General features: G+C 64.1%; 11 protein-coding genes and 1 pseudogene. 1 reads left to right on the forward strand and 11 read right to left on the reverse strand.

What is annotated here, in order from left to right; all coding sequences use genetic code 11:
* Positions 1 to 27: 27 nt before the first annotated feature.
* The 8 genes from F7R11_RS16045 to F7R11_RS16080 all read right to left on the reverse strand — a co-directional run bounded on the left by F7R11_RS16045 (position 28) and on the right by F7R11_RS16080 (position 9,358).
* Positions 28 to 1,437 carry a THUMP domain-containing class I SAM-dependent RNA methyltransferase gene (locus F7R11_RS16045; protein ID WP_064805101.1) on the reverse strand — a complete coding sequence of 470 codons (1,410 nt, stop codon included), beginning with the start codon at positions 1,435 to 1,437 and terminating at the stop codon, positions 28 to 30.
* A gap of 16 nt (positions 1,438 to 1,453) precedes the next feature.
* A complete protein-coding gene (locus tag F7R11_RS16050; RefSeq protein ID WP_064805103.1) occupies positions 1,454 to 1,876 on the reverse strand; it encodes a CopD family protein in 423 nt (140 codons plus the stop codon).
* A 78-nt stretch (positions 1,877 to 1,954) separates the two neighbouring features.
* The gene (locus tag F7R11_RS16055; protein WP_064805106.1) at positions 1,955 to 3,235 is read right to left on the reverse strand and encodes a glutamate-5-semialdehyde dehydrogenase; all 1,281 of its coding nucleotides are present in this window, start codon (positions 3,233 to 3,235) and stop codon (positions 1,955 to 1,957) included.
* A gap of 76 nt (positions 3,236 to 3,311) precedes the next feature.
* A complete protein-coding gene (gene holA, locus F7R11_RS16060) occupies positions 3,312 to 4,388 on the reverse strand; it encodes a DNA polymerase III subunit delta (RefSeq protein WP_064805108.1) in 1,077 nt (358 codons plus the stop codon).
* A 17-nt stretch (positions 4,389 to 4,405) separates the two neighbouring features.
* Positions 4,406 to 4,930: an LPS-assembly lipoprotein LptE gene (locus tag F7R11_RS16065; protein WP_021195999.1), complete on the reverse strand. Its 525-nt coding sequence runs from the start codon at positions 4,928 to 4,930 to the stop codon at positions 4,406 to 4,408.
* Positions 4,931 to 4,966: 36 nt separating this feature from the next.
* Positions 4,967 to 7,600: a leucine--tRNA ligase gene (gene leuS / locus F7R11_RS16070; protein ID WP_064805110.1), complete on the reverse strand. Its 2,634-nt coding sequence runs from the start codon at positions 7,598 to 7,600 to the stop codon at positions 4,967 to 4,969.
* A 185-nt stretch (positions 7,601 to 7,785) separates the two neighbouring features.
* The gene (dapB, locus tag F7R11_RS16075) at positions 7,786 to 8,577 is read right to left on the reverse strand and encodes a 4-hydroxy-tetrahydrodipicolinate reductase (RefSeq protein WP_064806431.1); all 792 of its coding nucleotides are present in this window, start codon (positions 8,575 to 8,577) and stop codon (positions 7,786 to 7,788) included.
* Positions 8,578 to 8,698: 121 nt separating this feature from the next.
* Positions 8,699 to 9,358, reverse strand: a complete 660-nt coding sequence (locus F7R11_RS16080; protein WP_064805112.1) for an outer membrane protein assembly factor BamE — start codon at positions 9,356 to 9,358, stop codon at positions 8,699 to 8,701.
* A gap of 163 nt (positions 9,359 to 9,521) precedes the next feature.
* Here F7R11_RS16080 and fur point away from each other — a divergent pair, with 163 nt between their 5' ends.
* Positions 9,522 to 9,953, forward strand: coding sequence for a ferric iron uptake transcriptional regulator (gene fur / locus F7R11_RS16085; protein ID WP_021196003.1), 432 nt, complete (start codon positions 9,522 to 9,524; stop codon positions 9,951 to 9,953).
* An 82-nt stretch (positions 9,954 to 10,035) separates the two neighbouring features.
* On the opposite strand, the pseudogene F7R11_RS16090 reads toward fur, so the two are convergent.
* The 3 genes and pseudogenes from F7R11_RS16090 to tkt all read right to left on the reverse strand — a co-directional run bounded on the left by F7R11_RS16090 (position 10,036) and on the right by tkt (position 14,350).
* Positions 10,036 to 10,937, reverse strand: a pseudogene (locus tag F7R11_RS16090) (LysR family transcriptional regulator).
* A gap of 321 nt (positions 10,938 to 11,258) precedes the next feature.
* Positions 11,259 to 12,257, reverse strand: a complete 999-nt coding sequence (gene gap / locus F7R11_RS16095; RefSeq protein ID WP_064805114.1) for a type I glyceraldehyde-3-phosphate dehydrogenase — start codon at positions 12,255 to 12,257, stop codon at positions 11,259 to 11,261.
* Positions 12,258 to 12,334: 77 nt separating this feature from the next.
* Positions 12,335 to 14,350, reverse strand: a complete 2,016-nt coding sequence (gene tkt / locus F7R11_RS16100) for a transketolase (protein WP_064805116.1) — start codon at positions 14,348 to 14,350, stop codon at positions 12,335 to 12,337.
* Between the last annotated feature and the right edge of the window lie 33 nt (positions 14,351 to 14,383).

Here is a 14,383-nt window from a genome sequence, read left to right on the forward strand (position 1 = left end):
CAGCGGCCTTTCGCACAACGCCGATGCTTATGCGTCGGCGTTGTCGTTTTCGGAACCCGAAGCCGTATCGCGGGCCGGGCGATCGCGCATCCCCCCCTTCACCATATCGAAGCGGAACAGGCGGCATTCGATGTTGCCGTTATAGAGCGGCGTGCGCTGCGATTCTTTCAGCCGCATGCGGCGTGGTATCGAAAGATCGCCGGTAAAGACGAACGCCTTCCAGCCGGAGAACTCGCGCTTGAGCGTGCCCGCAAAGGCCTGCGCGAATTCGTTGGCCTTGGCCTCTTCCTCTGGATCGATCGGGGGCGGCGGCTCAGGCTGGCGCTGCTCGCGCATCGGGCGGCGACCATCGTCGCGCGGGGCGCCCATCGCACGGCTGGCGCGCTCGAACACGGTGCCGTCATCCTCTCCTTCGCCTTCCGGTCGGCGGCGGCGCGAACCTTGGGCACCACGCACGGCGATACGCTCACCGTACGGCGGGTTCATCAGCAACACGCCGGCGGCCTCAAACGGCGGCTTGCCGAAGCGCGCATCGACCTGCTTGAGCAGCGGCTCGCCGGGCAGACCGGCACGCTGCCAGTTGGCCTTGGCATAAGCCAGCATGTCGGTGGAGATGTCGGCGCCCGCCACCAACGGCGGCGCACGGCGCATGGATGCTGCCGCCGCATCGGCAGCCGCTTCGCGCAGGCGCTTGAAGCATTTGGCGTCGTGGTCAATCAACCACTCGCAGGCGAAGGCTCGCTTGCCGCCGGGTGCAATACCCAAGGCACGCTGCGCAGCTTCGACAAGGAACGTGCCGCTGCCGCACATCGGGTCATAGAACGGCATACCGTGCGCGCCAGTCCAGCCGGTCAGGCGCAGGATGCCCGCCGCGAGGTTTTCCTTTAGCGGCGCCTCGCCCTTCTCTTCACGCCAGCCGCGCTTGAAGAGCGGCTCACCGGTGGTATCGAGGTAGATCGTGCAATCGGTCTCGGTCAGGTACGCGTAGATGCGCACGTCGGGCGAGACGGTGTCGACGCTGGGGCGCGCACCGGTGCGCTGGCGGAATCGGTCACAGACGCCGTCCTTCACGCGCAGGCCGACGAACTTGAGGCTTTGCAGCGGCGATTTGTGCGCGGTCACATCCACGCGGATCATCTCGTCCGGCGTGAAGTAATCTTCCCAGCGCTGCGCGGCAGCCAGCGCGTAGATGTCGTCTTCCGAGCGATACCCGCGCGAAGCCAAACGCATCAGCACCCGGCTGGCGATGCGGCTGTGCAGGTTGACGGCATACGCCGCGCCCTGCGTACCGAAGAAGTGCACGCCGCCCGGCACGGTGCGGCCAACCTCGAACGCGGCCAGCTCATCCACCTCGGGGCGGATCGAGATTTCGGCCAGTTCATCGGCCAGCGCTTGTTCCAGCCCGCGGGGGCACGGCGCGAAGTATGCAGTTGCCATCAGAAAACCAAGAAAATCAGAACGGCTTCACGACCACCAGGATCGTGATCGCCAACAACAACAGCACCGGCAGTTCATTGAACCAGCGGTAGAAGGTGTGCGAGCGCTTGTTGGCACCCGCCTCGAAATTGCGCAGCAGGACGCCGCAGCCATGGTGGTAACCGATCGTCACCAGCACGAGTGCAAGCTTGGCGTGCATCCAGCCATTGGGCGGCGTCAGGCCGATGCGGTAGCCGAAGAGCAGCCACAAGCCCAGCAGGATCGCGATGATCGCCAGCATGGTGGTGAAGCGGAACAGCTTGCGCGCCATGATCAGCAGGCGCGTGATGGCCGCGCGCTCGGTTTCCATCGCCAGGTTGACGAAGATGCGCGGCAGGTAGAACAAGCCAGCAAACCACGATGCGACAAAGACGATGTGAAAGGCTTTGACCCAGAGCATGCGAAAAGTCCCGTGAATCCCGTGAAAAAGCGATCGATGAAAACATCGCGCGCCGCTCGTGGCGGCGCGCAGTAGGTATCAGGTGCGAATCTCGCCGTGCCCGAACACGACGTACTTGAGCGAGGTCAGCCCCTCCAGCCCGACCGGCCCACGCGCGTGCAGCTTGTCGTTGGAGATGCCGATCTCGGCGCCCAGGCCGTACTCGAAACCGTCGGCAAAGCGCGTGGACGCGTTGATCATCACGCTGGCCGAATCGACCTCGCGCAGGAAGCGCATGCCGGTCGAGTAGTTCTCGGTGATGATGGAATCGGTGTGCGCCGAGCCATAGGTGTTGATGTGCTCGATGGCGGTGTCCAGGCCGTCCACCATGCGGATCGACAGGATCGGCGCGAGGTATTCGGTGTGCCAGTCGGCTTCGACGGCGTCTTTCAGGTTGCCGAAGCCGGCGGCTTCCAGCGTGGTGCGCGTTGCGGGGCAGACGCGCAGCTCAACGCCCTTCTCCTGATAAATCTTGACCAGCGGCGGCAGCGCCCGCGCAGCGATGTCGCGCGAGACCAGCAGCGTTTCCATCGTGTTGCACGGCGCGTAGCGTTGCGTCTTGGCGTTGTCGCACACGCGCACGGCCTTTTCGATATCGGCATCGACGTCGATGTAGACGTGGCAGATGCCGTCCAGGTGCTTGATCATCGGCACGCGCGCTTCTTCCATCAGGCGGGCGATCAGGCTCTTGCCGCCGCGTGGCACGATCACGTCGACGTACTCCGTCATGGTGATGAGCTTGCCGACAGCCGCGCGATCGGTGGTAGCAATCACCTGCACAGCATTGGCTGGCAGGCCGGCATCGGCCAGACCCTCTTCGATCAGTGTCGCCAGCGCGCCATTCGACTCAATGGCTTCCGAACCGCCGCGCAGGATGGTCGCGTTACCTGATTTGATGCACAGCGCCGCAGCATCCACCGTCACGTTCGGACGCGACTCATAGATGATGCCGATCACGCCCAGCGGCACGCGCATCTGACCGACCTGGATGCCGGTCGGGCGGAACTTCATGTTGCTGATCTCGCCGATCGGGTCCGCCAGCGCGGCGATCTGTTCCAGGCCCGCGGCCATGGTGTCGATGGCGCGGTCGGTAAGCGTGAGGCGGTCGATGAAGGCGGCGTCCTGGCCGTTGGCACGGGCGCGTTCGACATCGCGGGCGTTGATCTCTTTGAGCTTGGCGGCATCGCGGCGGATGGCGGCGGCGATGTGCAGCAGCGCACGGTTCTTCTGCGCGGTGCCGGCGCGGGCCATGCCGCGCGAGGCGGCGCGCGCCTGACGGCCGACCAGGGCCATGTATTCGTTCACGTCGAGCTGCTTCATGATGATCGCGGCCGGCGAGCTGCCGGCAAATTCAATGTGAGGACTATTCGGATGGCTTTGCCGCCAATCGCGCGGACTATGCTGGAACCGGAAGGCTGCCCGGCCGCGCGATGCGCATCGCCAGTTGCAGCAAGCCATCCCACGGCTCAGCCGGTAGCGATGGCTCTCGCAAGCCCTTGACCTGCCGGTCCAGCTTGGCCGCCATGGCGAGCGCGCCTTCCAGTTCACGCTGCGACAGCCGCTGCGCCGCCTGCGGCACCAGCCGCTCGCGTGCGCCCCAGACCCGCAGCTCACGCAGCATCGACGCCGCTGGCTTGCCTTGGGCCATGCCCGAGGCGATTTTTGATAATACGCGAATTTCTTCGGTCAACGTCCAGAGCACCAGCACCGTGGCCTCGCCCTCGCCGCGAAGGCCTTCGAGCATGCGCACGAGGCGCGGCACATCGCCGGCCAGCATGGCTTCAGACAGCTTGAACACGTCATAGCGCGCCACGTTGAGCACCGCATCGTGCACATCGTCGAACGTCAGCACGCCCGGCGGATGCAGCAGGCCGAGCTTCTGGATTTCCTGGTGCGCAGCCAGCAGGTTGCCTTCCACGCGATCGGCAATGAATTGCAGCGCGCGTCGGCCGGGCTCGCCGGGTTCCACGCGTTGCTGCTGACGGGCGAGACGCTCGCCGATCCAGCTGGGCAACTTGGTGCGGTCCACCGAATCGACCTTGATCGACACGCCCGCGCCTTCCAGCGCCGCGAACCACGCCGACTTGGCGGTGGCAAAGTCCAGGCGCGGCAGCGTGATCAGCGTGATGGTGTCGGTCGCAGGGCCGGACGGTGTGCCCGCCGCTAATGCGCGCAAGGCTTCTCCGCCATCCTTGCCAGGCTTGCCCGACGGAATGCGCAGCTCAACGATCTTGCGGTCGCCGAACAGCGACATCGACTGCTGCGCCTCCGTCACGCGCGACCACGAGAAGCCGCGTTCGACGCTCATCACATCACGCTCGGTGAAACCCTGGGCACGCGCGGCCTGGCGCAGTGCGTCAACGGCCTCCAGCACAAGCAGGTGCTCGTCACCGTGCACCACATACAACGGCGCCAAGCCCTTGGTACTGGCCTGTTTGAGGTGTCCTTCGAGCGCGTCGAGCCGCAGTTGCATGACCTGGTGCGCGCCGCTTACGACGGCAGCTTCACGGCGCCCAGTCGCCGCACGAGCTGGTTGATCGTGTCGCCCTGCATATCGCGGTAGAGCGCGGCCTCTTCGTAGTCCTTGGCCAGCACCTGCGTCTCGTTGTACGACAGGTCGCGGAACTGCGTAATCTCCGACGGCGGAATCAGCAGGTTGTCTTTCGCATCGCGCAGCTGGAAGCGGAAGCGATACGTGATGCGGTACTCGCGCACCACGCCCTGCGGCGTGAGCGACGAGATAGTCTTCACGCGGTCTTCGGCCAGTACATCGAGCAGCGCATCGGCGTCTTTCTTGTCCGACACGATAACGGTGTCGGAGCCGTTGTCGATCAGCCGACGCAGCTGTGCGCGCATCTGCGAGTTCTGCGGCAGGCTGATGTACAGCCGCTTGAAGGCGAAGTCGGTATTCCCGCGGATGTGGAAGCCGCAGGCAGACAGCGCCGGCAGCGCAACCGCCAGGGCAATGACAGCGCGACCAAATCGACGGCGGGACAAACTGCGGGACAACGACATAACCATGCGTTCCTTGAGTGAGGTGGCGAGCAACGCTCAGGCCACCACGTTCACCAGACGGCCGGGCACCACGATAATCTTCTTGGGCGGCTTGCCTTCGGCAAATTTCTGGACCGCTTCATCCTTGGCGGCGATGGCCTCGATGGCGGCGCGGTCGGCATCGGCCGGCACCACGATGCTGCCGCGCACTTTGCCGTTGACCTGCAGCACAAGCTCGATCTCGCTCTGCACCAGCGCGCTTTCGTCGACCTGCGGCCACGGGGCGTCGAGCAGATCGCCATACGCGCCGGCATAACCCAGTTCCGCCCACAGCACGTGCGTGATGTGCGGCACCACCGGGTACAGCACGCGCAGCAGAATGCCGAGGCCTTCGCGGCGCGCATCGGCGCCGGCGTCCTTGGCGCCTTCCAGCGCGTTGAGCATCTTCATCGTCGCCGAGACGACGGTGTTGTACTGCAGGCGCTCGTAGTCGTAATTGGCTTGCTTGAGCACGGTGTACAGCTCGCGGCGCAGCGCGCGGTCGGCATCCGTTGTGCCAGCGACGACACCATTGCCGTGACCCGCGCGGATGGCATCGCCATGTGCCACACCGAAGTTCCACAGGCGGCGCAGGAAGCGCGAGGCGCCCTCCACACCCGCATCGTTCCATTCGAGCTGCTGCTCGGGCGGCGCGGCGAACATCGTGAACAGGCGCGCGGTGTCGGCACCGTACTGGTCGATCAGAGCTTGCGGATCGATGCCGTTGTTCTTCGACTTCGACATCTTCTCCACACCGCCGATCACCACCGGCTGACCGTCGGCCTTGAGCGTGGCACCGACCGGGCGGCCACGTTCGTCAGTCTGCACGTCGACATCCGCCGGGTTGATCCACTGCTTCTTGCCCGATGCGTCTTCGCGGTAATACGTCTCGTTGAGCACCATGCCCTGCGTGAGCAGGTTGGTGAACGGCTCGTCGAACTTGACCAGGCCCAGGTCACGCATGACCTTGGTCCAAAAGCGTGCGTACAGCAGGTGCAGGATCGCGTGCTCGATGCCGCCGATGTACTGGTCCATCGGCATCCAGTAATCGTTGCGGGCGTCGACCATCGTTGCGCCGTCCGGGCACGTGTAGCGCATGTAGTACCAGCACGAATCGATGAAGGTATCCATCGTGTCGGTCTCGCGGCGCGCGGGCTTGCCGCACGACGGGCACGTGCATTCGAGGAAGCGCGGGTCCTTGGCGAGCGGGTTACCCGTGCCGTCCGGCACGAGGTCTTCGGGCAGGCGCACCGGCAGGTCTTGCTCGGGCACCGGCACGACGCCGCAGCTGTCGCAGTGGATCAGCGGGATCGGCGTGCCCCAGTAGCGCTGGCGCGAGATGCCCCAATCGCGCAGGCGCCAGGTGGTCTTCTTCTCGCCGAGGTCCTTGGCGGCCACGTCAGCGGCCACGGCATCGACGGCTTGCTTGTAGTTCAGGCCGTCGTACTTGCCACTGTTGACCAGTACGCCGTGTTCCTTGTCACCGTACCACTCAGCCCAGGTCGTCGTGTCGTAGGGCTGGCCCTTCACGTCGACCACTTGCTTGATCGGCAGGTTGTACTTGTTGGCGAAAGCGAAGTCGCGCTCATCGTGCGCGGGCACGCCCATCACGGCGCCGTCGCCGTAGGTCATCAACACGTAGTTGCCGACCCACACCGGCACGGATTCGCCCGTGATCGGGTGCGTAACGGTGAGGCCGGTCGGCACGCCCTTCTTTTCCATGGTCGCCATGTCGGCTTCCATGACGCTGCCGTGCTTGCATTCGTCGATGAACGCGGCGAGTGCGGGGTTGGTCTGCGCGGCGTGCGTGGCGATCGGGTGCTCGGCGGCCACGGCGCAGAAGGTGACACCCATGATGGTGTCGGCGCGCGTGGTGAAGACGTACAGCTTGCCGTCGTTGATCACCTTGCCGTCATCACCGGGAATGCTGTGCGGGAACGCAAAGCGCACGCCTTCGCTCTTGCCGATCCAGTTCTGCTGCATCAGCTTGACGCGCTCCGGCCAGCCCAGCGGGTTCAGGTCGGACAGCAGTTCCTCCGCATACTCGGTGATGCGCAGGTAGTACATCGGGATCTCGCGCTTTTCCACCACCGCGCCCGAGCGCCAGCCGCGCCCGTCGATCACCTGCTCGTTGGCAAGCACGGTCTGGTCGACCGGGTCCCAGTTGACGGTGCCGGTCTTGCGGTAGGCGATGCCCTTTTCGAGCATCTTCAGGAACAGCCACTGGTTCCAGCGGTAGTAATCGGGGTTGCAGGTGGCAACCTCGCGCGACCAGTCGATCGCCAGGCCCATCGACTGCATCTGCTTCTTCATGTACGCGATGTTGTCGTAGGTCCAGGCAGCCGGGGCCACGCCGTTGTTGAGCGCCGCGTTTTCCGCCGGCATGCCGAAGGCGTCCCAGCCCATCGGCATCAGCACGTTGTACCCCTTCATGCGCAGCTGACGCGTCATCACGTCATTGATCGTGTAGTTGCGCACGTGGCCCATGTGCAGCTTGCCCGACGGATACGGCAGCATCGAGCAGGCATAGAACTTGGGCTTGTCCGAGCCATCAGCGGCGCGCGCGTGTTCGGTCACGCGATAGGCATCTTGGGCGTGCCAGTGTTGCTGCGCTTGCTGTTCAACGTCGGACGGGGAGTATTTGTCTTGCATGGTGATGTGTCGCCCGGTGTCCCGGACGATTGCAGCCGCAGCATCAACGTGCGCAGCCGGATTGAATGACGAAAATTCGCGAGAAGGGCCCGATTATACCGTCGCCACCCACCCTATCCGGGCGATGGCGGCGCGGCAAAAAGGCCCCGGACAGGCCCGCCGGCAGCCCTTTTTTCGCACCCGCCTTACAGGCCGAGCACGTCGTTCATGTCGTACAGGCCCTTCTTGCCAGCCACGAACACCGCCGCACGCACGGCGCCTTCCGCATACGACTGGCGCGTGTTGGAGCGATGCGTGATCTCGATGCGCTCGCCGTCGCCGGCAAACAGCACGGTGTGGTCGCCCACGATATCGCCGCCGCGCACGGTGGCGAAGCCGATGGTGCCCAGCTCGCGCGGGCCGGTTTCGCCTTCGCGCGCATAGACGGCGCGATCGGCCAGCTTGGTGCCTTGCGCTTCAGCCACAACTTCGCCCATCTTGAGCGCGGTGCCAGACGGCGCATCGATCTTGTGCTTGTGGTGCGCTTCGATGATCTCCACGTCGTAGCCTTGCGCGAGAATCTTGGCAGCCAGCTCGATCAGCTTGAAGGTCGCATTCACGCCCACACTCATGTTAGGCGCCCACACCACGCCGATCGACTCGCCGTAGGTCTTGAAGCTGGCCTTCTGCTCAGCCGTAAAGCCGGTCGTGCCGATCACCACGCCAGTGCCCACCTCACGCGCAATGTTCAGGTGATTGAGCGTTGCGTCCGGGCGGGTGAAGTCGATCAGCACGTCCGCTTGCGAAAGACCCGTGCGCACGTCGTCGGTCACGATCACACCGGTGGTTTTGCCCAGCTTGGCGCCAGCATCCTGGCCCACCATGTCGCTACCGGGGCGATCCAGCGCGGCGCCCAGTGTCACGCCCGGCGTGCGCAGTACGGTGTCGATCAGCATCTGGCCCATGCGGCCCGATGCGCCTGCAATCGCGATTTTCATGTCAGTCAGCGCGGAAAAGTGCGAAAAAAGAAAACGGTCTGTAAAACGCACAAGCGGCGGAACCAGTCCGCCGCTCGCTTGAAGATGGGTTGCCGGTTTGGCGAATCCGCCCTTCAGGGCGTCACTGCGGCTGGGTGGCCGGCGGCGGAACGGCGGCGTCAGTGCCACCACCACCGGTGCGGCGCTCCGGTAGCGTCATATCCACGGTGTTTTTGGCACCGGTGGTCGACTGCACACGGTCGCTCACTTCAGCCGACGGGATCGACGGCGCGCGCGCTGCCGGCGCGGCACCCGCAGCGGCGGCGGCCTCAGCGGCCTCCTTCTTCGGGCGTTTGATACCGTCGATCTCGGCAATCAGCTCGGTCTCGGACGGCAGATCATCCGCGCCCACCCACTTGGCCAGACGATCGCTGTCAAACCACAGCGTCAGCTTGCGTTCCTGCACGACGTTCGTGTTGCCGCGCTTGAACGAGAAGACGTAGTCCCAGCGGTTGGCGTGGAACATGTCGGTCAGCAGCGGCGTGCCGAGCACGAAGCGCACCTGATCGCGCGTCATGCCTTCCTTGAGCTGCGCGGCCTGCTCGCGCGAGACGAAGTTGCCCTGCACGATATCGATGCGATACGGCGTGATGGCATTAGCGATCTTGCGCGTGGTGCTGTCGTAGGTCCCGCATCCGGCCAGCAACACCGACACAGCAAGCATGGCGCCCAGTACGAGGCCGCCGCGACGGGCAGCGATGGTGGCAAAACGAACAGGACTGCGCGCAACGGAAAAGGTCATGAGCGATCGGCCTTGAAACGGGCCCGGGGCGGGCCCGGTGCGTGAGGGATGGCGACGGCCCAGGCACATCCCATATGCCTGTCCAGCCTGTCCAATAGGACTTTTGCCGCCAAAACCCTTATGATTGAAATATCCGAACATTGTACTCTAGGGAGCCAGGCGCATGCCGAGTCCTGCAGACCTCAAGAACATCGGTCTGAAAGCCACGGTGCCGCGGTTGAAGATCCTCGAGATCTTTCAGACCAGCGAAGAGCGCCATATGAGCGCTGAAGACGTGTACCGCATCCTGCTCGCCGAGCACATGGATATTGGCCTGGCCACGGTCTACCGTGTGCTGACCCAATTCGAGCAGGCCGGACTGCTATCACGCAACAACTTCGAGTCCGGCAAGGCCATCTACGAGCTCAACGAGGGCAAGCATCACGATCACCTCGTGTGCCTCGACTGCGGCCGCGTGGAAGAATTCTTTGACGCCGAGATCGAGCAGCGCCAGCAGAGCATTGCCCGTGCGCGCGGCTTTGCGCTGCAGGAGCACGCACTATCGCTCTATGGCAACTGCACGAAAGAGCCCTGCCCACATCGCCCCAAACGCTGATTCACGCTAAGGCGCCGCCCACAAAAGAGAACGGCCGCATCGTCTGCGGCCGTTTTTCATTGGGGGTAAAGCACAGCGTGCGTCAGACGGACAGCCGCGCCTCACCCTCCTTTTCTGCATCACCCTTGCCGCTCTTGCCCGACGCATCCGCCTGCAGCGGCGAGTGCGCGGGCGCGCCCAATGCCTGACCGGTGTACTCGGCCACCACCTGCTTGAAGAGGTGACGCGCCCACACCAGCATCGGATGCGTGTTGCGGCTGCGGTGCCACAGCATATTCAGGCCCAGCACGGTTTCAAGCTCGGACGGCAACGGGAAGGCATTCAGGTTGTACGCATCGCACACCAGATCCTTCATCAGCGAATTGACCGTGAAGATCATGTCGGTCTGGCTCGCCACCTCAGCCTGGGTGCGCCAGCCGTGCACGGTCATGGTGGAGTGGCGCTTCAGGCCGCGCTGCTGCAGTGCGTAGTCCAGCGGAACGAGGTCACAACCTCTTCCATGATCTCCGGATGGCGCGTGGGGAACGGCGAGAACGCCAGGTCCAACTCGTTGGCGCGCATGGCGGCCACGTCGGCTTCCCACGAGGACGATTCGGTCAGGCGCACCTGCAGGCCCGGTGCCAGGCGCTTGAGGCGCAGCAGGAAGCGGTCGAACAGCGCATCGCCCAGCGTACCGGCAAAGCTGATGTTGAACGCACCAGTAGCCTCTGCGGGATCGAACGTAGCGATATCGCCTTCGTTGATGGCCGCCCAAAGATCAAGCATCTCGCGCACCTTGGGGCCGAGCTCAAGCGCCTTGGGCGTTGGCGTCAGGCCGTGCGGGACGCGAATAAAGAGAGGATCGTCGAAGATCTCGCGCAGACGGCCCAGCGAATGCGACACCGCAGGCGCGGTCATGTGCATCTTTTCAGCCACGTACGTGGCGTTCCGCTTGCTGAGCAGCTCGACAAAAATCACCAACAGCTTGGTATCGACGTTGACCATGGGACGCCTGGGCTCAGACACGTTGGAAAACTGAAATGGCAAACGTTGCAGGAGCAACGGCCAGATGGGGCGCAAATCGCCGCCACATCACAATGTAGTATTTGTTCAGTGTACGGAACACGTCCCAATTTTCAAAGCGAATTCCAGCGGCCCGCACCGTAAATTTGCTTCTACGCAAACGTTTTCGTTTCACACCATAACAAAGGCGGCATGACAGGCGCGAAAGCCCACCATGCCGCCTTTGCATGAAGCACCAGCCAGATTAACTGGCCTGCATCATGAACACGTCAGTGGCACGTTTCCCGTGCCACAAAGTGCGGATTACCTGGCGACCACGCGTGCCATTTCCAGGCACTTGTTCGAGTAGCCCCACTCGTTGTCGTACCAGCTCACCACCTTGATGAAGGTGCCGTCCAGCGCGATACCGGCTTCAGCGTCGAAGATCGAGGTGCGAGCATCACCACGGAAGTCGGTCGCAACGACCTTGTCTTCCGTGTAACCCAGCACGCCCTTGAGCGCGCCTTGGCTCTGTGCCTTCATTTCAGCGCAGATTTCAGCGTACGTGGCGGCGCTTTCCAGCTCGACGGTCAGGTCGACCACCGACACGTCGGAGGTCGGCACGCGGAACGACATGCCGGTCAGCTTCTTGTTCAGCTGCGGGATCACCACGCCCACGGCCTTGGCGGCGCCCGTGCTCGACGGGATGATGTTTTCCAGGATGCCGCGGCCGCCGCGCCAGTCCTTGTTGGACGGGCCGTCCACAGTCTTCTGCGTGGCGGTGGCAGCGTGCACGGTGGTCATCAGGCCACGCTTGATGCCCCACTTGTCGTTCAGCACCTTGGCAACCGGTGCCAGGCAGTTGGTCGTGCACGAGGCGTTCGAGATGATCGCTTCGCCCTTGTACGACTCATGGTTCACGCCGAACACGAACATCGGGGTGTCGTCCTTCGACGGAGCCGACATGATCACCTTCTTGGCGCCCGCGTCGATATGCTTCTGTGCGCCTTCCTTGGTCAGGAAGATGCCGGTCGACTCGATCACCACGTCGGCACCAACCTCGCCCCACTTCAGCTCGGACGGGTCCTTCACGGCGGTCAGGCGAATCTTCTTGCCGTTGACGACGAGCGTGTTGCCGTCGACCGAGACTTCACCGTCGAAGCGGCCGTGCACCGAGTCGTACTTGAGCATGTACGCCAGGTAGTCGGGCTCGAGCAGGTCGTTGATGGCAACGACTTCGATGTCCTTGAAGTTGGCGGCGGCGGCGCGGAACACCATGCGTCCGATGCGGCCGAAGCCGTTGATGCCGATCTTGATGGTCATGGTCAGTCTCCTGATAGCAGAAATGAAATCGATGATGGCAACGCGGCACCTCGTGGGTGCCGCATGCGCAAATTCAGTTAAGCAATGACGCTCTTGGCAGTGTTCACCACGTTCTCGACGGTGAAGCCGAAGTGCTTGAATAGCACGCCTGCCGGGGCCGACTCACCGAACGTGTCGATGCCGACCACAGCCTGCACTTGGTACTTCCACCAGAAGTCCGTCACGCCCGCTTCCACGGCAATGCGCGGCACGCCATGCGGGAGCACGCTGGCCTTGTAAGCCGAGTCCTGCTTGTCGAACACGGTGGTGGCCGGTACCGACACCACGCGGGCGTGGATGCCTTCAGCGGCGAGTTGATCTGCTGCACCGACCGCCAGGCCGACTTCCGAACCGGTGGCGATGATGACCACGTCCGGCTTGCCGTTGGCCGCATCACGCAGCACGTAGCCGCCGCGTGCGATGGCTTCGCGGGTTGCCGGGTTGCGGGCCTGGAACGGCAGATTCTGGCGACTGAAGATCAGGCAGCTCGGGCCGTTCTGGCGCTCGATGGCGGCGGCCCAGGCGACAGCGGTTTCGGTGGTATCAGCGGTACGCCACACATCCATGTTCGGGATCAGGCGCAGGCTGGCAACGTGCTCGATCGACTGGTGCGTCGGGCCGTCCTCGCCCAGGCCGATGGAGTCGTGCGTGAAGACGAAGATCGAGCGGATCTTCATCAGCGCGGCCATGCGCAGGGCGTTGCGGCTGTAGTCGGAGAACGTCAGGAACGTGCCGCCGTACGGAATGTAGCCGCCGTGCAGCGCGATGCCGTTCATGATGGCGCTCATGCCGAACTCGCGCACGCCGTAGTTGATGTGGTTGCCCCAGGCATCCACGCGCACGGCCTTGCTGCCGCTCCAGTTGGTCAGGTTCGAGCCGGTCAGGTCGGCCGAGCCGCCCAGCAGTTCGCCCAGCACCGGGCCGTAGGCTTCCAGCGTGTTTTGGCTGGCTTTGCGGGTGGCGATGGTTTCAGCCTTCAGTTCGCACTTTTCCACGAACTCGGCGACGGCCTTTTCGAAGCTGGCCGGCAGTTCACCGCGCATGCGGCGCTCGAATTGCTCGGCTTCGGCCGGATGGCGCTCGGAGTAGGCATCGAACAGCGCGTTCCAGGCCTTTTCCAGCGCTTGGCCCTGGCCCTTGGCATCCCATGCGTCGTACACGGCTTGCGGCACTTCGAACGGAGCGTGCGGCCAGGCCAGCGCTTCGCGCGCGGCAGCGATTTCCACGCCGCCCAGCGGGGCGCCGTGCACATCGTGACCGCCTTCCTTGTTGGGCGCGCCCTTGCCGATCACGGTGCGGCAGCAGATCAGCGTCGGCTTGTTCGACTTCTTGGCTTCGGCGATGGCAGCATCGACAGCGTCCACGTTGTGGCCGTCCACGGCGCGGATCACGTTCCAGCCGTAGGCTTCGAAGCGCTTCGGGGTGTCGTCGTTGAACCAGTGGACGACCTCGCCGTCGATCGAGATGCCGTTGTCATCCCACAGCGCGATCAGCTTGTTCAGGCCCAGCGTGCCGGCCAGCGAGCAGGCTTCGTGGCTGATGCCTTCCATCAGGCAGCCGTCGCCCAGGAAGACGTAGGTGTGGTGGTTGACGATGTCAAAGCCGGGGCGGTTGAACTCCTGGCCCAGCAGGCGCTCGGCCAGTGCCATGCCGACGGCGTTGGTGATGCCTTGGCCGAGCGGGCCGGTCGTCGTCTCAACGCCGGGGGTGATGCCGTATTCCGGGTGGCCGGCGGTCTTGCTGTGCAGCTGGCGGAAGTTCTTCAGTTCCGACATCGGCAGGTCGTAGCCGGTCAGGTGCAGCAGCGCATAAATCAGCATCGAGCCGTGGCCGTTGGACAGCACGAAGCGGTCGCGGTCGGGCCAGCGCGGGTTCAGCGGGTTGTGGCGCAGGTGGCGGCTCCACAGTGCCACGGCGATGTCCGCCATGCCCATCGGCGCGCCGGGGTGGCCGGAATTGGCTTGCTGGACGGCGTCCATGGCAAGCACGCGGATGGCGTTGGCCATCAATTGGGTGGGCTGGGTGGTATTCGAGTGGAGTGCGGGAGCGGTCATGCGAACCTGCGGGCAGAAGGCGGGAAAACCGCG

This window comes from Ralstonia insidiosa (assembly GCF_008801405.1).
GTDB lineage: Bacteria > Pseudomonadota > Gammaproteobacteria > Burkholderiales > Burkholderiaceae > Ralstonia > Ralstonia insidiosa.

What these genes read in the sequence shown, in the direction of transcription:
- F7R11_RS16045 (WP_064805101.1), bottom strand. Translation starts at nt 1,437, where the DNA reads ATGGCAACTGCATACTTCGCGCCGTGCCCCCGCGGGCTGGAACAAGCG.
- F7R11_RS16050 (WP_064805103.1), bottom strand. Translation starts at nt 1,876, where the DNA reads ATGCTCTGGGTCAAAGCCTTTCACATCGTCTTTGTCGCATCGTGGTTT.
- F7R11_RS16055 (WP_064805106.1), bottom strand. Translation starts at nt 3,235, where the DNA reads ATGAAGCAGCTCGACGTGAACGAATACATGGCCCTGGTCGGCCGTCAG.
- holA (WP_064805108.1), bottom strand. Translation starts at nt 4,388, where the DNA reads ATGCAACTGCGGCTCGACGCGCTCGAAGGACACCTCAAACAGGCCAGT.
- F7R11_RS16065 (WP_021195999.1), bottom strand. Translation starts at nt 4,930, where the DNA reads ATGTCGTTGTCCCGCAGTTTGTCCCGCCGTCGATTTGGTCGCGCTGTC.
- leuS (WP_064805110.1), bottom strand. Translation starts at nt 7,600, where the DNA reads ATGCAAGACAAATACTCCCCGTCCGACGTTGAACAGCAAGCGCAGCAA.
- dapB (WP_064806431.1), bottom strand. Translation starts at nt 8,577, where the DNA reads ATGAAAATCGCGATTGCAGGCGCATCGGGCCGCATGGGCCAGATGCTG.
- F7R11_RS16080 (WP_064805112.1), bottom strand. Translation starts at nt 9,358, where the DNA reads ATGACCTTTTCCGTTGCGCGCAGTCCTGTTCGTTTTGCCACCATCGCT.
- fur (WP_021196003.1), top strand. Translation starts at nt 9,522, where the DNA reads ATGCCGAGTCCTGCAGACCTCAAGAACATCGGTCTGAAAGCCACGGTG.
- gap (WP_064805114.1), bottom strand. Translation starts at nt 12,257, where the DNA reads ATGACCATCAAGATCGGCATCAACGGCTTCGGCCGCATCGGACGCATG.
- tkt (WP_064805116.1), bottom strand. Translation starts at nt 14,350, where the DNA reads ATGACCGCTCCCGCACTCCACTCGAATACCACCCAGCCCACCCAATTG.